Raw genomic sequence first — 24617 nt, 5'->3', positions numbered from 1 at the left:
CGCTAACGCGCTTCTGCGGCGGGCACGATCATTCCGGCATGAACGGCTTGTACGACGGTGAGTTCGCCGGTTACAAGATCGCCTCGCCGGAGGAGGTCGACAGCGCGTTGCGGGAGGCGGTCGTCGCCGTCGACGCGAACGTCCTGCTCGACCTGTACAGGTTCAGCCCGCAGACGTCGAACGACCTGATCAAGACCTTCACCGGCCTCGGCGACCGGCTCGTCGTGCCGCACCAGGCGTTGCGCGAGTTCTGGCGGCACCGGCAGCGCGCGCAGGGAAGCCCGCGCGGCGCCACGAAGACCGCCACCGACGCCCTGGCCAAGTCGGGCCGTTCGATGACCGACAACCTGACCACCTGGGCCAAGGCCGTCGGCGTCAGCACCAGTGAGCTGTCGACGCTCACGACCCAGGTCGACGACCTCGTCAACGGACTCCAGCAGAAGCTCCAGCAGGTGCTCGCGACCGCCGACGCGGACCGCACCGGGGACCCGATCCTCGACCAGCTGGAGGAACTCCTGCGTGGCCGCGTCACCTCGCCGCTGCCCGCCGAGGAGCACGCGGACTGCGTCGCCGAGGCCAACCGGCGCATCACCGCCGAGATCCCGCCGGGCTACAAGGACGCGGGCAAGCAGGAGGACGACTCGGCCGACGGCGGCGCCGGCGACTACCTCGTCTGGTACCAGGCCACCCGGTACGCGCAGGAGCAGGGACGCGACCTGCTGATCGTCACCCGTGACGAGAAGGAGGACTGGTGGTGGCGCCAGGGCGCGGAGTTCATCGGCCCTCGGCCCGAACTGGCGCTGGAGTACGGCGGTCTGACCGGGCGGCGGTTGTTCCTCATGCGGCCGACCGACCTGCTGGCGCGTGCCTCCGTGCTGGAGGTGGACGTCGACGAGGCATCGCCTGCTGATGCGGACCGCGTCGTCGAAGACGAGCCGCCAGCCAAGTGGACGCTTGCCGCGGTGGCCCGGCTCCTCGAACTGCTCGACAGGCAGGCACCGACCCACGCTGAAGTGCTCCGGCTCGCCACCTCCGATCGGGGTGGCCGGGTCAGTTTCGACGAGGTGCGCGTGCTGGGCGACTACTCGGATGACGAGGAAGGGATCTTCCGCTTCAATCGCGCGTACCGCCACCTGACGGTGGTGTTGGAGAACGAGGGGCTCATCGCGCCATTTTCTCCGGCCATTTTCGCCCTCCGCCGCGGACCCGAGGGCTCCTACTTCAGCGTGCCCGACGAAGTGCCGCCGCTGCTGGACGCGCTCGCACGATCCTGAGACAGCCGTCCCACCAGGTGGGTGGTGGGCCGAATGGCGGATGTGCGCGGATTTCCTGGTGCCAGGGTGGATCTCCTAGGGGATCGACACTGGGGAGTGTGCCGCCACATGGAACTGTCGCGCCGCGAACTGCTGACCCGCACCGGCCAGGCCGCCGCCGTCGCCACCGCCGCGTCCAGGCTCACGATCGGCACCGCCGAGGCGGGGTCCGGCGAGCGCGTGAAGCTGACGCAGGGCACCAACATCTCGGTGTCCCGGTCGCGGGACGGCAGGTGGCTGGCCATCGACCTCGTCACCGCGATCTGGGTGTTACCGTCGAGCGGTGGGGAAGCGCGCAAGCTCACCGACGAACTGCAGGACGCCACGCTGCCGTCGTTCGGGCCTGGCGACCGGATCGCGTTCCAGTCCTATCGGGACGGCAACTACCACCTCTACGTGATCGGGCTCGACGGGCGCGGGCTGAGGCAGCTGACGTCGGGCAGGTACGACCACCGGGAGCCCGCGTTCTCGCCGGACGGCAAGCACATCGCGTTCGTCAGCGACCGGGCCGGCAGTTACGGCGTGCACGTGCTGGAACTGGTCACCGGCAAGATCACGCAACTGACCGGCGTGCCGGACGAGGCCGCGGCGCCGCAGTGGTCGAGTGACGGCAAGCGGATCATCTTCACCGTCGGCAACGCCGCGGTGGACGTGGTCTCGTTGGACGGCAAGCGCGAACGGCTCGTCACGGCGCCTGCGGGCACGCAGTTCTTCGGCGCCTCGTTCGGGCCCGGTGACCAGCCCAGCTACACGCGGATCAAGCCCGGCCAGGCCGAACTGGTCCTCGGCACGACCGCCATCACGGCCAACGAGGACGTGTTCGGGTTCGCGCCGCTCTGGAGCGGTGACACCGTCCTCTACACGGCGGACGGCAAGCTCCGGTCGCGCACGGGCAGTGCTGTCAAGGACATCCCGTTCGAGGCCACGGTCCCGGTCCGCTCGAACCGGCGGCCGCACCGCACGAAGAACCTCACCGGCGGCGCCGTGAAGGGCATCGCGAGCCCCGTCGTGTCACCGGACGGTACGAAGATCGCGTTCCGCGCGCTCAACGCCGTCTACGTGCTGAGCGGCGGGAAAGCGGTGAAGCTGACGGACAACGCCTACTTCGACTCCGACCCGGACTTCTCGCCGGACGGCACGAAACTCCTCTACACCAGCGACCGCAGCGGCATCGCGCAGCTGTGGGTCCGCGACCTGACCACCGGCACCGAGAAGCCCTTCGCGCCCGCACCGCACGCGCAGACCACGCCGAGGTTCTCCCCTGACGGCACGAAGGTCGCCTACCTCGACCACGACGGACAGGTCTGGATCGCCGAACCCGCCGGCCTGCGCCAGGTCACGCCGACGTTGTTCCAGCCGGGCAGGCCGACCTGGTCGAAGGACGGCAACACCGTCGCACTGGCCGCGGTGAAGCCGTTCTCGCGCCGGTTCCGCGAAGGCACGAGCCAGCTGCTGTTCGTCGACCTCGTCGGCGGCACGCTCACCTACACCGAACCGCTGCCGTTCCGGTCGATCGCGACGCGCGGCGACGACGGCCCGGTGTGGTCGCCGGACGGCAAGAACATCGCGTTCGTGGTGGAGAGCGTCGCCTTCGTCGTTCCGGTCGACGCGAAGGGCAAGTTCCTCGCCGAACCGCGCCAGATCACCCGCGAGGTCACCGACTCGTTGGCGTGGAGCAGCAACGACTCGTTGGTGTACCTGAACAACGGCCGCATCCGGAAGTCCACACTGGACGGACGCGTCACGACGATCCGGCACGACCTGACCTGGCGCAGGCCGAAGGCGCCGGACCGCAAGGTGATCCGAGTCGGCGCCTACTGGGACGGCGAGGCGCACGAGCTCAAGCGCGACGTCGACCTCGTGCTGGAAGACGGCAAGGTCAAGGAGATCCGCCCGCAGCGAGGGAAAGCCGACGTCGACGCCGGCGCGTTGACCGCCATCCCCGGTCTGATCGACGCGCACAACCACTGGCACCTGCGCGGCCGTCAGTGGGGCGCGCGGCAGGGCCTCGCGTGGCTCGCGTACGGGATCACGACCGTCCGCTCGCCCGGCGACCCGGTCTACCAGATGGTCGAGACCCGCGAGGCGCTCGCGGCCGGAACCCTGGTGGGGCCGCGTTTCTACGCCACCGGCGAGGCGGTGGACGGCTCGCGCGTCTACTACAACTTCATGCGCCCCACGCTCAGCAAGGCCCAGCTCGACCTCGAACTGCGCCGGGCACACGAGCTGGACTACGACCTGATCAAGACCTACGTGCGCCTGCCCGTCGAGCTGCAACGCGCCGCCGTGCAACGGTCCCAGGTGCCGCTGTCGTCGCACTACCTGTACCCGGCGGCGAACCTCGGCATGGACGGCATGGAGCACGTCGGCGCCACCAACCGCCTCGGCTACTCCCACACCGTCACCCGCGTCGGCCGCGCCTACCAGGACGTGATCGCGCTCTTCACCGCGTCCGGGATGTCCATCACGCCCACGCTCTTCCAGTCACGCGCCCTGTACGCCAAGGACAAGTCGATCGTCACCGACGAACGCACCCGCGTGCTCTACCCGCCGTGGGAGTACGAGCGCTTCGTCACCGATGCCAACAACCAGGGCACCCCGGCCGGCACCTCGTCGCTGGAGGTCCTGCGCAACTGGGTCGAGTTCGCGCTGAAGGTCCACCGGGGCGGCGGGTTCGTCATCACCGGCACCGACGCACCGCTCGACAGCCCGGCCACCGCCACCCACACCAACCTCCGCGCGCTGGTCGAGTTCGGCTTCACCCCACGGGAAGCACTCATCACCGCGACCCGCAACCCGGCGAAGTGGCTCGGCCTGCCGCTCGGCGCGATCAAGCCGGGCGCACCGGCCGACATCGCGTTCGTGCGCGGCAACCCGCTAGCCGACATCAAGGCGGCGGCGAACGTCGAACTGGTCGCGGTCGGCGGACAGGTCCACTCGATCCCGGACCTCCTCGCGCCGTACCGGAACCAGCAGACGCTCTCCGCCCACACCGCGCAGCTTCCGGCTGCGGCGTCAGCGGAGAACCAGCACTGGTGGCACGAGCCGGAGTGGGCCGAGCGCGTCTGCTGCGATCACTGACGCCCCGGCGCCAGCACGATGTCGAAACGGGAGCGCGCCCACGGCTTGTCACCGAGGGCCCTCCCGTCCGGCGTGGCCGCACCACCAGGCTGCTCCTCGAACCGCTTGACGAGCGACTCCTTCACCCCGAACACCGAGTCGCCGATCTCCAGCTGAGGATCACCCTCCACGAAGATGTGCGTCACGAGCGTGCGGAAGTCCTGCGCGGACACCATGAAGTGCAGATGGGCGGCGCGCACGGGGGAGCGGTCCACGGCGTCCAGCAACGCGCCGACCGGGCCGTCGTGCGGGATCGGGTACGGCGTCGGGGTCGTGCACCAGAAGGAGAACTCACCGTTCTCGCCGGAGAACAGGTGGCCGCGGCCCGCCACCCGCGCGTCGGCGTACTGCACGTCGTAGAAGCCGTCCTCGTCGGCCTCCCACACCTCGATCCGCGCGCCCGGCACGGGGTTTCCCGCCGTGTCGCGGACGGTTCCCTCGACCCAGCAAGGGGTTCCGGACGCGCCGCCCGCGATGTCGCCGCCGATGCCCACCAGCGGTGACTCCTCGACGAAGAACGGGCCGAAGACCGTTGCCTCCGTGGCGTTCTCGTAGGCCTCGTTGTTGACCGCGATGGTCTGCATCGACGCGCCCAGCACGTCGGACAGCAGGATGAACTCCTGCCGGCGGTCGTCGGTGATGTGGCCGACGGCCGTCAGGAACTCGATCGCGCGCGTCCACTCGGCCTCGGTCAGGCGGGTCTCGCGGATGAACGCGTGCACGTGCCGGGTGAGCGCCTCCATCAGCTCCCTGAGCCGCGGGTCCGGGGTGCGCGCGAACGACGCGACGACCTCGTCGGTGAGCTGTTCCTCGATGCGGTGCTGGGCGGTCATGCGTCGAGACCCTTCTGGGCAGCGGTGAGCAGGGCGATCAGGTCGTCCTCGGTGACGGGGCGGGGGTTCGACGGGGGCACTGAAGGCAGCACGAGGCGGGCGGCCTCGCGAACGTCCGGCACGCCACGAAGTTGGTGCGAGGCACCGATCTCGTCGTACAGGTCGATGAGTCCGCCGCCCAAAGCCTCCGTGATCCTCAAGGCCGCCTCGGGCACCGCGGGGGCGTTGAACGCCAGCACGTGCGGCAGGATCGCGGTGTGCGTCTGCGCGTGCGGGAGGTTGTAGGCGCCGCCCAGTACGTGGCAGATCTTGTGGTGCAGCCCGGAACCCGCCGACGCGAACGCCACGGCGGCCAGGTAGGCGCCACAAAGCATCGACTCCCGGCCCTCGACGTCGTTGATCCGCCGAAGGCCGCGGCTCAGCGCGCGAACGCCTTCCAGCGCCAGCGCCTGGTTGATCGGGTCGGCGCGCGGTGCCCACAGCGAGTCCACGCAGTGCGCCAGCGCGTTGCAGCCGGAGGCGATCGCCAGGTCCGGTGGCATCGACGCCATGAGCGCGGTGTCGTAGACGACGGTCACCGGCAGCACCCGGTCGTCGACCCCGGTGGTCTTGCGGGACGCCTCGGTCAGGCCCCACACGTTGGTCGCCTCCGAGCCCGCGTACGTGGTGGGCACGGCGACGATCGGCAGGCCGGTGATCAGCGCGACCGCCTTCGCGAGCCCGGTCGTGGAGCCGCCTCCGACGCTCACGAGCAGGTCCGCGCCGGACTCGACGGCCAGCGCGCGGGCCCGTTCGGCGTTCTCGACCGGCACGTGCGGGGCGACGTCGGTGCAGTGCGCGGCCACGGTGATCTTCGCCGTCACCTCGGTGGGTTTGCCGGAGATCAGCAGCACTCGTCGCGAGCCGAGGCGTTCGACCTCCGCGGCCAGGTCGCCGGCCGCCGTGCCGGTGCCGAACCGCACCCGCTGGCCGAGCGTGACGTGCTCGAACTGCCAGGTCACGCGCTCTCCTCCCGGCTCAGAACGGTGGTCAGGACGGACATCAGCTCTGCCTCCGGATCGTCTGCCAGGCTGGCGCTTCGCCACGCGACGTGCTTGTCCGGCCGCACCAGCACCGCGCCATCCTCGTCCACACCGGACAGTCGCGACCAGTCGAAGTAGAGGTCGGTCACCTCGCGTCCGGGCCCGATGACGACCGTCCGCAGCGGCACGCCGAGCCGGTCGGCCGCCTTCTGCGCCGCGTCCGCCCACGCCTCGCCGGTGATCCCCGTCAGCAGCGTGAACTGCCCGTACCGCACCAGGTCGTGCGTCGACACCTTGCTCCTGCTGTCCCCGACCCACGCGTGCGGCAGCCGTGCCCCCGGCCAGGTCGACGGCTCGTAGTACAGCTCGGGATCCCGCGACGGGTCGGGGCGCGCGCTCCCGTCCGGCACCACGGCGCTGGACGCGTACGACTGGCCCATCTCCACGCCGTGCGCGTTGAACTCGTAGTTCTTCAGCTCCATGGCCTCCCGCACGGCCGCGCGCTTCGCCGCGCCCGCGAGGCTGCTGTCCTTGCGCTCCTCGATCCGCGCGTCCATCTCGGCGGCGGACTGGGACGCGTCGAGCCCGAGCGCCTCGAACAGCGCGCCGAACTCCCGAGCGGACCTGTTGGCCCGCGTCACGATCTGCCGCGCCACCGGAGCACGTTCGTCGGAGTAGGTCTCCAACAGCTCCGGCCCGGCCTGTCCGTTGAGGACCAGAGCGAGCTTCCACGCCAGGTTGTAGGAGTCCTGGATCGACGTGTTGGAGCCGAGCCCGTTGCTCGGCGGGTGCCTGTGCACGGCGTCCCCTGCGCAGAACACGCGCCCGCGGTGCAGCCGAGTCGCGTACATCTCGTTGTTGCCCCACAACGAGATCCCGGTGATCTCGGCGTCGAGAGCCGGGTCGCCGACGAGGTTGCGGACGATCTCCAGCGCGTCGTCCTCGCTCACCTCGGGCACGCCCTGGGAGAGGTCGAAGCCCCACACGATCAGCCACTCGTTCCACGGCCGGACCATCCGCACGAGACCGGCGCCGATCCCGCCGACGTTCGCACCGGGCTGGATCACCCAGTACAGCACCGAAGGGCGGTGCCGGGTGAGCTCGGAGAGGTCGGCCTTGAAGGTGATGTTCATGGACCCGGCGACGTCCATCCGCCCCTCGTACGGCAGCCCGACGTCGGCGGCCACCGCGGACCGCGCGCCGTCCGCGCCGATCAGGTACCTCGCCCGGATCTCGTACTCGGACCCGGTGACCCGGTCGGCCACCCGCACGGTCACGCCGTCGGAGTCCTGCTCGTGGCCCAGGTACTCGGTGCTGAACTGGGTCCGCGTGCCGCGCTCGGTGGCGTTGCGGACGAGGATCGGCTCCAGGTAGGTCTGCGGGATGTCGCAGTTGAGCGACGGCGAGGCGAGCACGTGGTCCGCGTGCCGGGCGGGGTGGTTGCCCCAGGTGAGGATCCGGCCGATCTCCTCGCCGGTGATCGACGTGCAGAACACCGTGTCGCCGATCAGGTGGTGGGGCGTGGCCTCGGCGAGCACCTGGTCCTCGACACCGACGTCGCGGAGGATCTCCATCGTGCGCTGGTTGGTGATGTGCGCGCGAGGGGTGTTCGCGGTCCACCGGTACTTGGTGATCATGATGTTCGGAACGCCCAGGGTGGACAGGAACAGCGCTGCGGAGGCCCCGGCCGGGCCCGACCCGATGATCACCACATCGGTCTCGACGATCGTCACCATGGTGCAACGCTGACAGCCGGCCGCCCTGCGCGAGGCCGCGCTGCCCGCACGTGGCGGAAACAGGCAAAAACTCAGGACCGCAGCGCCGCGCGGTCCTGCCGGGGTGTCGTGCCGAACCGCGCCCGGTACGTGCGGGAGAAGTGCGCCTGCGACACGAACCCCGTGCGCACGCCGACCTCGGCCAGCGGAATCGGCTCGCCCAGCAGGCGCCGTGCCGCGTCGAGCCGGGCGTTCAGGATCGCTTGCGGCACGCTCTGGCCCGACTTCGCGAACAGCCGCGAGAGATGGCGTTCCGAGTACCCGATGGCGGCGGCGATCCGTTGCGCGCACAGCTCCTGTTCGTGCAGGTGCGCGGCGATGAACGCATGCGCGGCGGCCAGGTCCGCAGTGGGGGAGCGGGTGCCCAGCAACGCGTCGAGCAGGTCGGTGGCGATGCGTTCGAGCCCGTCCCAGTCGGCGGGCCCGCGCAACGCACCGGACAGCGCGCTCACCAACGTTCGTGCGTGCACGTTGTCCTCGAAGCTGAACACCTGCGGCCGCACGGGACCACGGCGCGGCGCCTTCAGCACCAGCTCGGTCAGGCCGTCCGAGAACTCGCGGCGGAACGACCGGTCGCCGTCCAGCACGAGGGCCTGGCCGGGCAGGACCAGCTCACTGCCGCCCCGGTGCTCCAACCTGCTCTCGCCGGCCAGCGAGAAGTAGACGACCACGCCGTCCGCCGGGTGCTCGGCGATCTGCCGGACGTCCCTTTCGACGACGTGCGGAGAGCCGCTCACGCGCGCCACCCGCAGGCGGGGGAGCGCCAGGTTCACCTCGGTGCCCTCGAACGGCCTGTCGGTCTCGACCCGCAGCCCCACCAGGGCGCGGGCGTTGTGCTCCTCCCACCCGGCCAGCCTGCGGGCGCCGGGCAGGTCGTGCGTCCGGAACCTGGTCAGGCCGGGCGGGTGCACGAGCGCCATCCGTCCAAGATAACTCGGGGTCAGCCGTGCGTCGCGAAGCTCGGTTCGGCCGCCTCCAGCCGCGGTACCGGAACGCCCAGCCGGCGTGCTTCCGCCAGGGTGTCCCGGCAGATCGCCCGCGGTTCCTCGGCCGTCGGATCGGAGTGCGCCGCGAAGTTCTTGCGCGCGGGCGGGAAATGAGCGGTCACCCAGGCCATCACGGCAGCTGTCAGCCAGATCGGCGCGCGGAACAGCAGCGCACGGCGCCGCAGGTCGACGCCGCGGGCTTCGAGCAGCGGCAGGAGCTCCCGTCCGGTCAGCAACGCCTCGCGCCAGTCGCCTCTCCGCCCGGCCAGATCGGCCAGCGAACCCAGCTTCAGGCCCTGCGAGTGCAGGCCGGCGTCCGACACGAAGTGGGTCAGCAGCCAGCCCCGGAAGTCCGGCTCCTCCCTGATCCGGAACCCCGCCTCACCGAACACCCGGCGCACGGCACGCTCCCGGTCGGACTGAGGCCCGACGGTGCCGAAGAGGACCGACCCCATCATCGTCGCGCGCAGCACGCCGTCGTCGCCGAAACCGCCTCCCGTCTGGGGAAAGCCCCACGCGACCCGGTCCACGGGAAGTGCGCCGATCGCGTCCAGCGGCTCGGACCAGATGTTGCCGAACACCAGCACCGTCGCGTTGCCGACGCGCGACGCCAGGAAGGACACCGCCTCCGTCAGGCGGTGGTGCGACACGCTCAGCACGATCAGGTCGAAGTCGTGGTCCGGCGGCAGCTCCTCGCGCAGGCGCACCGGCCACTGCTCGACGACGCGCCGGCCCCACGGACGTCTCCGCGCATCGACCATGTCGAGGCTCGTCGTGCCGCCGTACTCCGCCGCGCGGCCGGGCCGGACGTAGAACTCGACGTCGTGCCCTGCCCGTTCCAGCGCCCAGCCGTACGCGGTGGCGATCACGCCACGGCCGAACATGAGGATCTTCACGGTCCACCTCGTGGGTTAGGATGCAAGTGGAGGCAATCTCCACTTACGAAAATATGGAGGTGGATTCCGTTTGTCAACGAGTCCCAAGCCGCTGCGCGCGGACGCCCTGCGCAACCGCCAGGCCCTGCTGGTCAAGGCCAGGGAGGTCCTGGACGCGGGGGAGTTCTTCGACCTGCGCTTCGACGACTTCGCGCGGCTCGCCGGGGTGGGGGTGGGCACGCTGTACCGGCACTTCCCGACCAGGGAGGCGCTGGCCGAGGCGCTCTACCGCGAGGAGGTCGCCGCACTGTGCGACCGGGCGCGCGAGCTGCAGACCGCCGTGCCCGCGCTGGAGGCCCTGGCGACGTTCCTCCGCGGCTTCGTCGACTACCTGCACGACCACCAGGGGAGAGCCCGGACGCTGGCCACGCTCATGGCCGCGGGGTCGGACGCGCAGGCCGAGGGCAGCATCGCGTTGGAGCAGGCCGTCACCGACCTCGTGGCCGCCGCTGTGCGCGATGGTGCAGTGCGGGCCGACGTGGGCGTCGGCGCCGTCATGATGGCGCTGCACGGCATCGGCGCGGCCCACGGCCGTCCGGACTGGAGGGCCGAGGCCGACGGTGTCATCACCCTCGTGCTGGACGGGCTCTCGGTTCCCAGCCGAGCACACTGAACGACGAGCCGGCCACGTGTCCGGTGATCCCGGCTGCCGAGTAGGAGATCATGTCCTCGGGCAGCGCCCGCAGCCCGAACCACCCGAGCTCGGAACACTTCTCCGGCTCGCGGTTCTCCGGCTCACCGCTCCAGCGCGTGACCTCGAAGTACAGCCCGAGCCGCGGTTCCACGCCGGACCCGTTGGCGTGCACCGTGTGCACGTGCCGCAGGTCGCCGTGCTCGATCACCACGCCGATCTCTTCGAGGGCCTCGCGCGCGGCGGCGTCCAGCACCGACTCACCGGCGTCGAGCTTGCCGGACGGCAGGTGCCACCGGCCGTCGAACCGGGGATCGGAGTCCCTGCGCCGGCTCAGCAACACCTCGCCGTCGCGGACGAGCAGCACGTGGACGTCGATCAGGTGGCGGTCGGCCATGACCCCACCGTAAATGATCTGCGAGCGCGCCAGCCGTCGTGACACGATCTTGCCATGACAGCCTTCGCGACCCCTGAAGACATCGCCCACCGCACCGAAGCGGCCGCCCGGGCCGCCGTGGCAGCGGGTCGCGAACTCGGCCTGGAGATCACCGAGGGCAAGGTCCTCTACGAACTGTTCTCCGTCGTCGTGCATCTCGCGCCGTCACCGGTCGTGGCCCGCGTCCCGACCGTCCTGCCGCACACCACGACCCTCGAATCCCTGGCCCGGCGCCAGCAGCAGGAGCTCGACGTCGCGCAGTGGCTGCACGACCAGGGCACCCCGGTGATCCCGCCCAGCTCCCTCGTGCCGCGCGAACCCGTGCAGCGGGACGGTTTCTCGATCACGTTCTGGCCGTTCACCGACGAGGACAAGTCGAAGGAACCCGACTACGTCAAGAACTCCGAGCTCTCGGCCGACCTGCACAAGGCGCTGCGCGACTACCCCGGCGAGCTGGACTTCCTGTCGTCGGCGGAACCGCTGTTCGTGCGGGAGGGCCTGGACAGACTGGAGGGCCTCGACCTCGTGACGCCAGAGGACCTGCGGCGGGCGCGGGCCGAGTGGGAGGTCCTGGAGCCGCTCGTCAGCTCCGAGGCCGCGTTCCGCGCGCAGTTCCCCGGCGTGGACCTGCAGCCCATCCACGGCGACTCACCGCCCGCGAACATCTTCGCGAGCACCGACGGCCCGCTGTTCTCCGACTTCGAGCTGATCACCTACGGTCCGGTCGAGTGGGACCTCGGCGGCCTCGGCCTGGAGTACGAAGCCACCTACAACCGGGGTGCGCGGGCCAACGGCCTGCGCGAGCTCGACAAGGAGGTGCTCCGGTTCGTCAACGCGGTCGGCGCGATCCGGGTGATCGCCTACCTGTCCTGCGCGGACCAGTTGCCCGCCATGGTCGAGTTCATGAAGCCGTTCATCAACCAATGGCGGGACACCGATTCCTACGCGTGAGCGGCCGCTCGATCCCCGAGCCAGGACACGACTTCCTCGGCGGGCAACGGCTCGCTGAGGAAGTACCCCTGCACCACGTCGCACCCGGCCTCGGCCAGCGCCGTCCAGGTGTCCTGGTCCTCCACGCCCTCCGCGACGGCCTGCAGCCCGAAGTTGCGGGCCAGCGCGACCAACGCGTGCACGATCGCCGAATCGCCCGCGTCCGTGCACATGTGCGTGACGAACGACCGGTCGAGCTTCATCTCGTGCACCCGCATGCTGCGCAGGTACGAGATCGACGAGTAGCCGGTGCCGAAGTCGTCGATCGACAGCCGCACGCCCAGGTCGGTCAGGCCGCGCAGCACCTCCACGGCGCGTTCCGGGTCCGAGATGATCGCGGACTCGGTGATCTCCAGCGTCAGCAGCCGCGCAGGCAGGCCGTGCCGCTTGATCAGGTCGGCCACGTCGCCGGGGAACTCGGTGTGGTGCAGGCAGGCCGCGCCCACGTTCACCGACACCGGCACCTCCCAGCCCGCGTCCGACCACGTGCGGCACTGCCGCAGCGCCGCGTCGATCACGTACCGGGTCAGCGGCTCGATGAGCCCGTTCTCCTCGGCGATCGGGATGAACTCGTCGGGACGGACGAGACCGCGCGTCGGGTGCTGCCAGCGGGCCAGTGCCTCCACGCCGCACACCGCGCCCGTGTCGGCCAGCGCCTTGGGCTGGTACTGCAGGAACAGCTCGCCGCGGTCGATCGCGTGCCGCAGCTCGGTCACGGCCGTCAGGTGCGCGGCGCCCCGTTCGTGCAGGCGCGCGTCGTACACGGCCACGCCGGACTTCTCGCGCTTGGCCGCGTACATCGCGATGTCCGCGTGCCGCAGCAGCTCGTGGCCGTCACCCGAGTCCGACGGGCACAGCGCCACGCCGACGCTGCCCGCTATCTCCAGCTCCAGGCCCTCCAGCGTCACCGGCATCGCCAGGGCCTGGAGGATCTTCTCCGCGACCATGGTCGCGTTCTCCGCCGAGCCGACGCCGGGCAGCAGCACGGCGAACTCGTCGCCGCCGAGGCGCGCCACCAGGTCCGTGTCGCGCACGGCCCACGACAGGCGGTTCGCCACCTGGCGCAGCAGCAGGTCGCCGGTGTGGTGGCCGAGGGAGTCGTTGACCTCCTTGAACCTGTCGAGGTCCACGATCAGCAACGCCAGCGGCTCGTCCTTCTTGCGCGCCTTGTCGACGGCGATCTCCATCCGCCGCGCGAGCAGCGTCCGGTTCGCGAGGCCGGTCAGGGCGTCGTGGTGCGCCTCGTGCTCGTTCTTGGCGGCCTGGCGCAGGATCATGCGGCGCTGGCCGAGCAGCACCATGCCGAACAGCACCACGAGGGCCGCGTCCAGCACGAACACCACGATCTGCGCGATCCGCAGCCGTGCGTTGCTCTCGTCGGCCGCGCGCAGGTACTCGTTGTTGTCGAGGCGCTTCGCCCCGATCGCCGAGGTGATCTGACGGCGCAGCGACGAGTGCGCGAGCCCCGCCTGGTCCGCCTGCAGCGGGTCGGTGCCGGCGACCACCTGGCGCAGGATGTCCGTGGTCTGGTCGTAGAGCGGCAGCAGCCGCGAGGCCACCGCGGCGTCGGCCGGCGTCGCCCTCGTGCGGAGCCACTCGAGCTCGTCGCGCGCGGAGCCGAGGGAGTTCTCCAGCGGCTCGACGGTCTGCTCCGTCCGCGCGACCTGGAGGTCGCGCAGGGCGTTGTCGGAGACGTTGATGTGCTCCAGCACGCGGGACCACCGCTCGCTGGTGTCGTTCACCTGACGCACGTGCGCGGTCGTGGCCGCGGCGTTGACGCTGTTCCACAGCGCCAGCCCCGCCAGGACCAGCAGCCCGGCCGTCAGACCTGCCGTCGCCACCCGTGCGGTGGCGCGGCCCTCCCCGAACTTCACCGTGCCTGCTCCAACGGTCGCACCCAGCTCGCCGGATCTTCGACGAAGCTGTCGATCTGAGGCTGGAAGAAGTCCCTGCGGGCCTTCTCCGACTCCTGCCGGTGCAGGATCGCGTCCAGGTTCCCGGTGGTCACCGTGAGCCCCGGCGTCTCGACCCAGCCCTCCGGCAGCGCCGCGCCGCCCCTCGCGTGCCGTGCGAGCAGCCAGCCCGCCACGGCGCCCTTGAGGTAGTGCTCCGGCGAGATCGTCGCGACCATCGCGCCGTCCCGCACCGCCTGCAACGTTCTCGGGTCGACCCCGAACCCGCCCACCAGCCACCTCGCCGACTTCTCGGTCTTCAGCGCGGCGAGGTTGACCCCGTCGCAGTCGCCCGTACCAACGAACGCGAGGGCGTTCGGATTCGCCGCCACGAGTCGTTTCCACGCGGCACGATTCGCGGCGTCGTCACGTTGCGTGTCGAACGGCCCCAGCACCACTACCCCCGGTAGCTTTTCGGCGAATCGACCCCGGATTCCGTCGGCCCGGTCGTCGAACCCGGCGAGTCCCGGAACTGTGTTTCCCAACACCACCGTTCCGGTCGCGTCCGGGGGCAATCGGCGCATCAACTCGTCAGCCAGCTTTTCGCCGAGTTCGTAGTTGTCGTTACCGATGTGCAGTTTCACCCCGGAACTCGCGGTGAGCCGCATGTCCACCCCGATGACGGCGACGTGCTGCGAGAGCGCCTCACCGATGGACGGCGCCATCAGAGCAGGCTCGGAGGTCGCCACGGCGATTCCGCCCTTCGCGGCCAGCGTCAAATCCCGGAACAACTCGACTTCCTTGTGCCCGTCCTGGCCCGGCGGGCCCGTCACCGTCGCGCTGACCCCGCCGATGCGGCCGACGCCCTCGTGGAAGCCACTGGTCATCTCCTGTGCGAAGGAACCACCAGTGCGCTTGACCACGAAACCGACGTGCGGCAGTGCAACGGATCGAGCCGCACCACCACAGCCTGCCAGCAGCACCAGACCCAGCACCAGTGCCGCGGCTCGCATCGATGACCTCGGGCTCGTTTCGACCTGCGGGTGATTGATCTCCAGAGCGGCCGATGCTACATCGCGCGGTGCCAAACGGGGATGAGGGCCACCGTTGCGGCAAGCGCTTTCACGAAGCGGGAGGTGTCAGGCGGGTTCGTAACCGAGGTTCGGGCGCAGCCACTGCTCGACTTCCGCGAGCGGCTTGCCGTACCGGTTCGCGTAGTCCTCCACCTGGTCGCGACCCAGTCGCCCCACGGTGAAGTACTTCGCCGAGGGGTGCTGGAAGATCAGGCCGCTGACGCTCGCGGCCGGGTTCATCGCGAACGATTCAGTGAGCCCGATCCCGATTTCCTCTTCCGCGTTCAGCAGGTCGAACAGTTCGCGCTTCACGGTGTGGTCCGGGCAGGCCGGGTAACCGAGCGCCGGCCGGATGCCGCGGAACTTCTCGGCGTGCAGGTCGGCCAGCTCCGGCTGGGCGTCCGGCTCGAACCAGTCGCGCCGCGCCCGCAGGTGGATCCACTCGGCGAACGCCTCGGCGAGCCTGTCGGCCAGCGCCTTCACCATGATGGCGCGGTAGTCGTCGTTGAGGGCCTCGTACTTCGCGGCCAGCTTCTCGGCGCCGAGGATCGTCACCGCGAACCCGCCGATGTGGTCGCCCTCGGGGGCCACGTAGTCGGAGAGGCAGCGGTTCGGGCGCGACAGCGGCTTCTGCGTCTGCTGGCGCAGCATCGGAATCCGCACGCCGTTGTCGAGCAGGATGTCGTCGCCGTCGGAATGCGCGGGCCAGTAGCCGTGCACGCCCTTCGCCTCGAACAGGTCACCCGCGATGATTTCGTCGAGCAACGTCGTCGCGTCGTCGTAGAGTTCGCGCGCCACCGGCTGGTCCAGGATCGCCGGGAACTTGCCTTTCAGTTCCCACGCGAGGAACAGGAAAGTCCAGTCGATGAACTCGCGCAGTTCGCTCAGGGAAGGCGTGAGCACGCGAATGCCGGTGAATGCGGGAGTCGGCAGTTCGGAGAAATCGACCTTCTCGGAATTCGCGCGGGCGTCGTCGAGCTTGAGCAACGGCACCGACTTGCGGTTTTCGTGCTGTTCGCGCAACCGGGCCTGCTCGACGCGGTTCGTGCGGTCCAGCTCGTGGCCGCGGCGGTTGTCGAGCAGGTCGGACACCACGCCGACGACCCGGGACGCGTCGAGGACGTGCAGGACCGGCTCGTCGAAGACCGGGGCGATCTTCACCGCCGTGTGCTGCCGCGACGTCGTCGCCCCGCCGATCAGAAGCGGCAGCTTCATGCCGCGCCGCTGCATCTCCTCGGCGACCGAGACCATCTCGTCCAGGGACGGCGTGATCAGCCCGGACAGGCCGATGACGTCGGCGTGCTCCTTGATCGCGGTGTCGAGGATCTTCGCGGCCGGCACCATCACACCGAGGTCGATCACCTCGTAGTTGTTGCAGCCCAGCACGACGCCGACGATGTTCTTGCCGATGTCGTGGACGTCGCCCTTGACCGTGGCCAGCACGACCTTGCCGTTGCCGCCCGCCGTTGCCTTCGGCTCGGCGTCCATGAACGGCTCCAGGTACGCGACCGCGCGCTTCATCACGCGCGCGCTCTTCACGACCTGGGGCAGGAACATCTTGCCCGCGCCGAACAGGTCGCCGACGACCTTCATGCCGTCCATCAGCGGGCCCTCGATGACGTCCAGCGGGCGTGCCGCGCTCTGCCGGGCCTCCTCGGTGTCGTCCTCGATGAAGTCGACGACGCCGTGCAGGATCGCGTGCTCCAGCCGCTTGGCGACCGTGGCCTCGCGCCACGACAGGTCGACCACGCGCTTCTGGCCGGGGCCCTTGACGGTCTCCGCGTGCGCGACGAGCCGGTCCGTCGCGTCCTCGCGCCGGTCGAAGATGACGTCCTCGACCAGTTCGAGCAGGTCGGCCTTGATGTCCTGGTAGACGACGAGCTGGCCGGCGTTGACGATGCCCATGTCCAGCCCGGCCTTGACGGCGTGGAACAGGAACGCCGAGTGCATGGCCTCGCGGACGACGTCGTTGCCGCGGAAGGAGAACGAGAGGTTCGAGATGCCGCCGCTGATGCGGACACCCGGACATCGCTCCTTGATCCGCGGCAGGGCGTCGATGAACGCCTTGGCATAGCCGTTGTGCTCCTCGATGCCGGTGGCGACCGCGAGCACGTTCGGGTCGAAGATGATGTCCTCTGCGGGGAACCCGGCCTGCTGCGTGAGCAGGTCGTAGGCGCGGGCGCAGATGTCGACCTTGCGGTCGGCCGTGTCGGCCTGGCCCGTCTCGTCGAACGCCATCACGACGACACCGGCGCCGTAGTCGCGGATCGTGCGGGCCTGCCGCAGGAAGGGCTCCTCGCCCTCCTTCAGGCTGATCGAGTTGACCACGCCCTTGCCCTGCACGCACCGCAGACCGGCCTCCAGCACGGTCCAGCGGGAGCTGTCGATCATCACCGGGATGCGGGCGATCTCGGGTTCCGTGGCGATGAGGTTCAGGAACGTCGTCATGGCCTGCTCGCCGTCGAGCAGGTCGGCGTCCATGTTGACGTCGAGCAGGTTCGCGCCGCCGCGCACCTGGTCGAGTGCCACGGTGAGCGCGGCGTTGTGGTCGTCGCCCTCGATCAGCCTGCGGAACTTCGCGGAGCCCGTGACGTTGGTGCGCTCGCCGATCATCACGAACCCGGTGTCGGGGCCGATCTCGAACGTCTCCAGGCCGCTGTAGCGGGTGGTGTGGCGCGGCCTGACCACGTTCCGCGTGGTCTCGCCCTTCACCGCGTCGGCGATGGCCTTGACGTGCGCGGGGGACGTGCCGCAGCAGCCGCCGACGACGTTGACGATGCCCTTGTCCGCGAAGTCCTTCAGCAGGGCGGCGGTCTCGTCGGGGGTCTGGTCGTAGCCGCCGAACGCGTTGGGAAGGCCGGCGTTGGGGTGGCAGGCGACGTAGGTGTCCGCCAGCCGCGCCAGGTCCGTGACGTGCGGGCGCATCTCCTCGGCGCCCAGCGAGCAGTTCACGCCGACGACCAGCGGCTCGGCGTGCGCGATCGAGTCCCAGAACGCCTCGACGGTCTGGCCCGACAGCGTGCGGCCGGACAGGTCGACGATCGTCACCGAGATCCACAGCGGCAGGTCGGGAGCGACCTCGCGGGCCGCGGCGATGGCGGCCTTGCAGTTCAGCGTGTCGAAGATCGTCTCGATCAGCAGCAGGTCGACGCCACCCTCGTGCAGCGCGGAGATCTGCTCCGCGTAGGAGGCCTTGACCTGCTCGAACGTGACAGCGCGGAACGCAGGGTCCTCGACCTTGGGCGACAGGGAGAGCGTGACGTTGAGCGGGCCGACCGAACCGGCGACGAACCGGCCGCCGAACTCGTCGGCCGCCTGCCGGGCGAGGCGGGCGCCCGCGATGTTCATCTCGCGGACGCGGCTCTCCAGCCCGTAGTCGGCCTGGCCGATCGACGTGGCGGTGAACGTGTTGGTGGTCGTGATGTCCGCGCCCGCCGCGAGGTACTGCCGGTGCACGTCCAGCACCAGGTCGGGACGGGTGAGGTTGAGCAGGTCCGGGTCACCCGCCACATCGGGCTCGTGACCCTCGTACTCGTCGCCGTAGTAGTCGGCTGGGGAGAGCTTGGCCTGCTGGAACATCGTGCCCCATGCACCGTCCAGCACGACGATCCGCTGGTCCAGCAGGGACTTGAGTCCACTCACGCGCGCTCCCGAATAGTCGGAAGCGCCCTTTGTTCGTGGTGGAACGAATCCGAGCGTGGCAGGCGTGCGAGCCCGTTGCAGCGCTTCTCGGTTTCGACCACAAGGCTACCAACTACGACCATGGACCAGGAACCCGTCCCACTCCATAGGATGGTCCCCGTGACCGGACAACGCGCGTTGGTGCTGGGTGGCGGTGGTGTCACCGGAATCGCCTGGGAGACCGGAATTCTGCACGGACTGGCCGAACAGGGCGTCGATCTCTCGGACGCCGACCTGTTCGTCGGCACGTCCGCCGGATCGGTCGTGGCGACGGAACTGGCCGGAGGAGCGCGGCTCGCCGACCTCTACGCGGGACAGCTGCTGCCACCGGACGGGGAGATCCCGGCCCGCCTCACCCCGTGGATGCTCGTCAGGTACGCGCTTTCCTACGTGATGCCGGGAACTCCGGCGGCGAAGCGAGCGCGACTCGGCCGCGCGGCGCTGAAGGCCCGCACCCCGTCCGAGGAGTCGCGGCTGGCCGTCTTCGACAGCCGGCTGTCCACCAAGGACTGGCCGGAGCGCCCGCTCAAGGTCACGGCCGTGGACGTGGTGGACGGGAAGTTCGTGGCGTTCGACCGGGACAGCGGCGTGCCGCTGGTGAGCGCGGTGGCGTCGAGCTGCGCGGTGCCGCTGGTGTGGCCGCCGGTGAGCATCAACGGCAACAGGTACATGGACGGTGGGATGCGGTCCGTGGCGAACGTCGACCTCGCGGCCGGGTACTCGCGGGTGGTGGTGGTCGCGCCGCTGACCCGCTCGGCGAGCCCCGCGGCGACTCCCGGCGCGCAGGCGGCGAAGCTCGGGGTGCCGTCGATCGTGATCAGCCCGGACAGCACCGCGCTGGCCGCCATCGGCACGAACCTGCTGGACCCGGCGCGGCGCAAGCCCGCCGCGGAGGCTGGGCGGGTGCAGGCGGCTTCGGTGGTGGAGGCCGTGCGGGAGGTGTGGTCGTAGGTTCGTGACCCGCCCGGCCAGGTCCGTTGCCGGTCACCGATGCCGTAACCGGTTCCGGCCGAGATGACCGGTCCACACCTCTTGTCCCAACGTGACCGCACGCCTAGGGTCGCCGCCATCCAGCCTTTTAGGCAGGTTTGTTAACCAATTGGGTGGAGGTGGTTGTGGACAGACGATCGGTGTGGGCCGCGGTGAGCGCGGCCGGACTCGTGGCGGGTCTCCTGGTGGCGGGGACGACCAGCGCGACGGCCGCGGACCCCCTGGTCTCGCAGGGCAAAGCGGTGACGGCGTCCTCCGTCGAGGGTGCCGGGCTGGAGGCGGCGAAGGCCGTCGACGGCAGCACGACGACCCGGTGGGCGTCGCTGGAGGGACGTGACCAGGAGTGGATCCGCGTCGACCTCGGCGCGGCGCACTCCGTCAGCAGGGTGCGCCTCAACTGGGAGGCCGCGTACGGCAAGGCCTACCGCGTGCAGACCTCGGCCGACGACTCGGCGTGGACTGACGTGTTCTCGACGAGCACCGGTGACGGTGGCGTCGACGACCTCACGGTCTCGGGCTCCGGCCGGTACGTGCGCGTGCTCGGCACGGCCCGCGGCACCGCGTGGGGCTACTCCCTGTGGGAGCTGGAGGTCTACGGCGTCGCAGGCGGCACCCCGCCGACCACGACGACGACCACGCCGCCGTCGAACGGGCTCGGGTACGCGTTCGGCAGCCGCAAGACGCCGTACGCGTCGGGTGTTCTGCGCCCGTCCGGGAGCACGTCCACTTTGGACGCGCAGGTGGTGGACTACTACCAGCGCTGGAAGTCCGCGTTCGTGCGCCAGAACTGCGGCAACGGCTGGTCGCAGGTGATCTCGCCGGACGCCGACCACCCGTACGTCGCCGAGGCGCAGGGGTACGGCATGGTCGTCGTGGCCACGATGGCGGGTGCCGACGCGGACGCGAAACGGATCTTCGACGGCCTGGTGAAGTGGAAGATCGACCACCCGTCTTCGATCAACCCGGACCTGCTCGCGGCCGAGCAGGACGTGAACTGCCGCAGCGTCAACGGCGGTGACGGCGCTACCGACGGCGACATGGACGTGGCCTACGGGCTGCTGCTCGCCGACCGCCAGTGGGGCAGCACCGGCACGTACAACTACAAGCAGCTCGCGGTCCGGCACATCAACGCGATCAAGGCCAGCGAGGTCAACCCGCAGACCAACCTGCTCAAGCTGGGCGACTGGTCCAGCGCGGGCGACCAGTACTACTACCTCTCGCGGTCGTCGGACTGGATGGTCGACCACTTCCGGGCGTTCCGGAAGGCGACGGGCGACGGCGCGTGGGACACGATCCGCACCGCGCACCAGAACCTGATCTCCACGCTGCAGCAGAACTTCGCGCCGAGCACCGGTCTGCTGCCGGACTTCGTGGAGAACACGAACTCCTCACCGCGCCCGCCCGCCGGGCAGGTGCTGGAGAGCGTGAACGACGGCAAGTACTACTGGAACGCCTGCCGCGTGCCGTGGCGCATCGGCGCCGACGCGGTGACCAGCAGTGACTCGTCGTCGCTGAACGCCGCCCGCAAGCTCAACACGTGGGTGAAGTCGAAGACCGGCGGCAACCCGAACAACATCGCGATCGGTTATCAGCTCAACGGCACGCAGCTCTCCGGTGGCAACGCCGCCGCGTTCTTCGCGCCGTTCGCGGTCGTGGCCGCGACCGATCCGGGCAGTCAGGCGTGGCTGGACGCGTTGTGGAACAAGATGCTGCAGACGCCGGTCGACGGCAGCAGCTACTTCTCCGCGAGCATCCAGCTCCAGGTGATGATCACGGTGACCGGCAACCACTGGGTGCCGTAGCCGAAGCTCGGGGTTGACCTTGACCTAAGGGCAAGGTTCGAGGCTGTGGTCATGGACAACGACTTCGTCGCCACGACCACAGCCCGCTTCGCCGTCCCCGGTGCCGCCGTCGGCGTCTTCCACGAAGGCGAGGAACACTTTTTCTCCCACGGCGTCACCAGTCTCGAGAACCCGTTGCCGGTCGACGAGCACACGCTGTTCCTGATCGGCTCGGTCACCAAGACCTACACCGCCACGGCGATCATGCGCCTGGTCGCCGACGGACGGGTGTCGCTGGACGCCCCCGTGCGCGAGTACGTGCCGGAGCTGCGGCTGGCTGACGGCCGCGAGTTCACCGTCCGCCAGTTGCTCAACCACACGTCCGGTCTCGACTGGGGCACGCTCGTCGACACCGGTGAGGGCGACGACGCCCTGCGCAGGCACGTCGCCGAGCTCGCGACCCTCACGCTGGTCGGCGGGGTCGGCGAACGCCCGTCGTACAGCCAGTCGGGCTTCAACCTGGCGGGCCGGGTCATCGAGAACGTCACCGGGCAGACCTACGAGCAGGCGATGACGACGTTGCTGCTGGAGCCGCTCGGCCTGCGCGACACGCACTTCGACCGGGACGCCGTGATGACGCGCCGGTTCGCCGTCGGGCACGAGAAGGGCGAGGTCGCGCGGCCGTGGCGGCACTGGCGCGCCAACAACCCGGGCGGTGGCCTTGCGGCGTCGGTCGCGGATCTGCTGCGGTGGGCGCGGTTCCACCTGGGCGACAACGGTCTTGAGGAGATGCGGCGGCCCACGGCGGTGTTGCGCGGCAGCAACCTCGGCGACGCGATCGGGGTGGGCTGGTTCCTGCGCGAGATCGACGGCGTGCAGGCCATCGGGCACGGCGGCTCGTCCAACGGCCAGTTCGCGGAGCTGCTGATCGTGCCGTCGCGGAACTTCGCGGTGGTGTCCGTCGCGAACCAGGGGCCGGACGGGATCCCGTTCAACCAGGCGGTGGTGCGGCAGGCGTTGAAGAGCTTCCTCGGTGTGGTGGACCGCGATCCGGAGCCGTTGCCGTACAACGCTTCCGCCGCCGCGGAGGTCGCGGGCGGGTACGACAACGACGCCATGGTGATGACCGTCGACGACACCGGGTCCGGGCTGGTGCTGGAGGTGCTGATCCGGCCGGAGATCCGCGAGTCCGCGGAGGTGGACCTGCCGGCCGACCACGCGCCGTTCCCGATGGGGCTGCTGCCGCGCGACGAGTACGTGATCACCTCCGGCGCCTTCAGCGGGCAGCGCGGGTTCTTCACGCGGGACGCGTCCGGCGCGGTCGTCAGTGTTGATCTCGCCGGACGGATGTTCGGCCGGGTGCGATGATGCCGCTGTGATCACGATCGGTCAGCTCGCCCGGTACGCAGGGGTGACGATCAAAGCGGTGCGGCACTACCACAAGGTGGGGCTGCTCGCGGAGCCCGAACGCGACCACTCCGGCTATCGCCGCTACCGCGCCCAGGACGCGGTCGACCTGGTCAAGATCCGCACGCTCGCGGAGGCCGGGGTGCCGCTCGCCCGCGTGAAGGAACTGCTCGGCGCGGGCGAGGAGGAGTTCGCCGCGGCCATCACCGAGATCGACGAGGCGTTGCGCCGCCGCGAGGAGGAGATCCGGCTCGCCCGGGAACGGGTGGTGCGGCTGAGGGCGGGGAACGCGCTGTTCGTGACGTCCGAGGTCGCGTCCATGCTGGACCTGTTGCGGGACGTGGGGGTCAGCGAGCGAGGGGTGCGGATGGAACGCGAGGTCTGGGTCCTCATGCAGACCGTCGCCCCCGACGAGGCCGCGGTGTGGCTCGCGGACAAGGTCGACTCGCTCGCCGACCCCGAGTTCCGGCGGCTCTACCTCGACCACGACGAGGCGTTCGGCTTCGCGCCGGACGACCCGCGGCTGCCCACTCTGGCGGAGCGGGCGGCCACGTGGCTCGCGGGACGTCCGGCGGTGCCGGCGGCGGATCCGGAGATCAGCGCGCTGGCCCTGGAGGCGGCCGGCGCGTCCTCGCCGGCCTGGGACGCGCTGCGTCAGTAGAACGTGCGCAGGAACGCCGGTCCGCCCTCCTCGGCGTTCAGTCCCTTCTCCACGAACGCGATGTTGTGGTGGAACGAGATTCCGCTGATGTTGCGCTCCAGGTACGAACGTTCTCCGCGCGGATCGCCCACCTCGGCCCGGTTCAACCCGTCCACAAAGGACTTGAGCATGCCCATCGAGGTGTGCGGGGGAGTCTCGGGATGCCCGCCCCAGCTCGGCCAGTAGGCGGTCTGCAGGTCCTCCACGACGTAGAGGCCGCCGTTGCGGACGTGCGGGAACAGGGCGTCGAACGAGATCCGCACGTGGTCGTTGAGGTGGCTGCCGTCGTCGACGACCACGTCGAACGGGCCGAGCTCGCGGCCCAGCCGGTCGAGGAAGACGGGGTCGGACTGGTCGCCCTGGATCGCCATGATCCGCGGGCCGGTGACCGTCTTGCGGGCGATGTCGAGGCCGTGGATCAGGCCGCGCCGGAAGTAGCGCTGCCACATGCGCAACGAGCCGCCGCCGCTGTTCGGGTCGCCGTAGCCGCCGATGCCGATCTCCAGCACCTTCACCGGGGCGGTGCGCAGGCGCGCGAAGTGGCGTTCGTAGTGCTGCGCGTACCAGTGCAGGTCGCCCCACTTGTCCGTGCCGAACTCCACGGCCAGCTCGCCGAGGTCCCGCCGGGCCGGTCGCAGCGCGGTCAGCAGCTCCTGGACGGACTGCGCGAGGCCCTTGCGGCTGTGGAACCACCCGGCGACACCGCGTTCGTCCAGGTCGGGGTTCGGCGTGGTGACGGCGAGGCTCGGCCACGGGCGTTCGTCGTCGCCGTAGAGGCCGCGGACGGCGTCGGCCAGGTCGAGGGTGACCACGACGTCGGCGTCGGTGCGCAGGTGGCCGGTGACGTGACCGTCGAACCGCAGGTCGAGACGGACGTCGTGGTCACCGATTTCACGCAGGACCTCGGCGGTGACGGCGGCCGGGGTGAGCCTGCGGATCGTGTCGTCGAGGAGGTCGCGGCCGGCGGTGGCGGCCTGCAGGAGCGGAGCTGGAACCGTCCACCGGGCGGTGTCGAACACTAGGTCCCCTTCGTCTGACTTGAGTCTCGCTTG

General features: G+C 70.1%; 18 protein-coding genes. 8 read left to right on the top strand and 10 right to left on the bottom strand.

All coding sequences use genetic code 11. The features are described 5' to 3' along the window. The first annotated feature begins 38 nt into the window (after positions 1–38). Together ACFWN2_RS21905 and ACFWN2_RS21900 are read left to right on the top strand one after the other, a co-directional pair. Positions 39–1274, top strand: a complete 1236-nt coding sequence (locus ACFWN2_RS21905) for a PIN-like domain-containing protein (RefSeq protein ID WP_382429968.1) — start codon at positions 39–41, stop codon at positions 1272–1274. A 108-nt stretch (positions 1275–1382) separates the two neighbouring features. Next, positions 1383–4394, top strand: coding sequence for an amidohydrolase family protein (locus tag ACFWN2_RS21900; RefSeq protein ID WP_382429966.1), 3012 nt, complete (start codon positions 1383–1385; stop codon positions 4392–4394). Here ACFWN2_RS21900 and ACFWN2_RS21895 read toward each other — a convergent pair. The 5 genes from ACFWN2_RS21895 to ACFWN2_RS21875 form a co-directional block, all read right to left on the bottom strand. Beyond that, complete coding sequence (locus ACFWN2_RS21895; RefSeq protein WP_382429964.1) at positions 4388–5266, bottom strand: dioxygenase; 879 nt, start codon at positions 5264–5266, stop codon at positions 4388–4390. The two genes, ACFWN2_RS21900 and ACFWN2_RS21895, sit on opposite strands and share 7 nt — an antisense overlap. Further along, on the bottom strand, positions 5263–6267 hold the full coding sequence (locus tag ACFWN2_RS21890; protein ID WP_382429962.1) for a maleylacetate reductase: 1005 nt from the start codon (positions 6265–6267) through the stop codon (positions 5263–5265). Before ACFWN2_RS21890 ends, ACFWN2_RS21895 begins: the two co-directional genes overlap by 4 nt. Beyond that, a complete protein-coding gene (locus tag ACFWN2_RS21885; protein ID WP_382429960.1) occupies positions 6264–8024 on the bottom strand; it encodes an FAD-dependent oxidoreductase in 1761 nt (586 codons plus the stop codon). The genes ACFWN2_RS21890 and ACFWN2_RS21885 overlap by 4 nt, the downstream gene beginning before the upstream one ends. Before the next feature lie 71 nt (positions 8025–8095). Further along, positions 8096–8983, bottom strand: a complete 888-nt coding sequence (locus tag ACFWN2_RS21880) for an AraC family transcriptional regulator (RefSeq protein WP_382429958.1) — start codon at positions 8981–8983, stop codon at positions 8096–8098. Positions 8984–9003: 20 nt separating this feature from the next. Then, positions 9004–9945, bottom strand: coding sequence for a ketopantoate reductase family protein (locus ACFWN2_RS21875; RefSeq protein ID WP_382429957.1), 942 nt, complete (start codon positions 9943–9945; stop codon positions 9004–9006). Positions 9946–10015: 70 nt separating this feature from the next. Here ACFWN2_RS21875 and ACFWN2_RS21870 point away from each other — a divergent pair, with 70 nt between their 5' ends. Then, positions 10016–10597, top strand: coding sequence for a TetR/AcrR family transcriptional regulator (locus ACFWN2_RS21870; RefSeq protein WP_382429955.1), 582 nt, complete (start codon positions 10016–10018; stop codon positions 10595–10597). On the opposite strand, the gene ACFWN2_RS21865 is transcribed toward ACFWN2_RS21870, so the two are convergent. Further along, on the bottom strand, positions 10551–11012 hold the full coding sequence (locus ACFWN2_RS21865; RefSeq protein WP_382429953.1) for an NUDIX domain-containing protein: 462 nt from the start codon (positions 11010–11012) through the stop codon (positions 10551–10553). The genes ACFWN2_RS21870 and ACFWN2_RS21865 overlap by 47 nt on opposite strands. Positions 11013–11066: 54 nt before the next feature. Here ACFWN2_RS21865 and ACFWN2_RS21860 point away from each other — a divergent pair, with 54 nt between their 5' ends. Then, entirely contained in the window at positions 11067–12002 is a 936-nt protein-coding gene (locus tag ACFWN2_RS21860) for a phosphotransferase family protein (RefSeq protein WP_382429951.1), read from the top strand. On the opposite strand, the gene ACFWN2_RS21855 is transcribed toward ACFWN2_RS21860, so the two are convergent. The 3 genes from ACFWN2_RS21855 to metH form a co-directional block, all read right to left on the bottom strand. After that, positions 11993–13915: a putative bifunctional diguanylate cyclase/phosphodiesterase gene (locus tag ACFWN2_RS21855; protein ID WP_382429949.1), complete on the bottom strand. Its 1923-nt coding sequence runs from the start codon at positions 13913–13915 to the stop codon at positions 11993–11995. The two genes, ACFWN2_RS21860 and ACFWN2_RS21855, sit on opposite strands and share 10 nt — an antisense overlap. After that, complete coding sequence (locus tag ACFWN2_RS21850; protein ID WP_382429947.1) at positions 13912–14946, bottom strand: sugar ABC transporter substrate-binding protein; 1035 nt, start codon at positions 14944–14946, stop codon at positions 13912–13914. The genes ACFWN2_RS21855 and ACFWN2_RS21850 overlap by 4 nt, the downstream gene beginning before the upstream one ends. Positions 14947–15072: 126 nt before the next feature. Then, positions 15073–18648, bottom strand: a complete 3576-nt coding sequence (gene metH / locus ACFWN2_RS21845; RefSeq protein ID WP_382429945.1) for a methionine synthase — start codon at positions 18646–18648, stop codon at positions 15073–15075. Positions 18649–18807: 159 nt separating this feature from the next. On the opposite strand from metH, the gene ACFWN2_RS21840 reads away from it, so the two are divergent. The 4 genes from ACFWN2_RS21840 (at position 18808) to ACFWN2_RS21825 (ending at position 23526) form a co-directional block, all read left to right on the top strand. After that, positions 18808–19638 (top strand): patatin-like phospholipase family protein, encoded by an 831-nt coding sequence (locus tag ACFWN2_RS21840; RefSeq protein ID WP_382429943.1) that lies wholly within the window; start codon positions 18808–18810, stop codon positions 19636–19638. A gap of 164 nt (positions 19639–19802) precedes the next feature. After that, on the top strand, positions 19803–21479 hold the full coding sequence (locus ACFWN2_RS21835) for a glycosyl hydrolase family 8 (RefSeq protein ID WP_382429941.1): 1677 nt from the start codon (positions 19803–19805) through the stop codon (positions 21477–21479). A gap of 51 nt (positions 21480–21530) precedes the next feature. Next, positions 21531–22826 carry a serine hydrolase domain-containing protein gene (locus ACFWN2_RS21830; RefSeq protein WP_382429939.1) on the top strand — a complete coding sequence of 432 codons (1296 nt, stop codon included), beginning with the start codon at positions 21531–21533 and terminating at the stop codon, positions 22824–22826. 7 nt (positions 22827–22833) lie between these two features. Further along, positions 22834–23526, top strand: coding sequence for a MerR family transcriptional regulator (locus ACFWN2_RS21825; RefSeq protein ID WP_382429937.1), 693 nt, complete (start codon positions 22834–22836; stop codon positions 23524–23526). Here ACFWN2_RS21825 and ACFWN2_RS21820 read toward each other — a convergent pair. Then, a complete protein-coding gene (locus ACFWN2_RS21820) occupies positions 23520–24584 on the bottom strand; it encodes a class I SAM-dependent methyltransferase (RefSeq protein ID WP_382429935.1) in 1065 nt (354 codons plus the stop codon). The two genes, ACFWN2_RS21825 and ACFWN2_RS21820, sit on opposite strands and share 7 nt — an antisense overlap. Positions 24585–24617 lie beyond the last annotated feature (33 nt).

This window comes from Lentzea sp. NPDC058436 (assembly GCF_042721515.1).
Taxonomy (GTDB): domain Bacteria; phylum Actinomycetota; class Actinomycetes; order Mycobacteriales; family Pseudonocardiaceae; genus Lentzea.
This window is presented reverse-complemented; position numbering and strand designations above follow the sequence as displayed.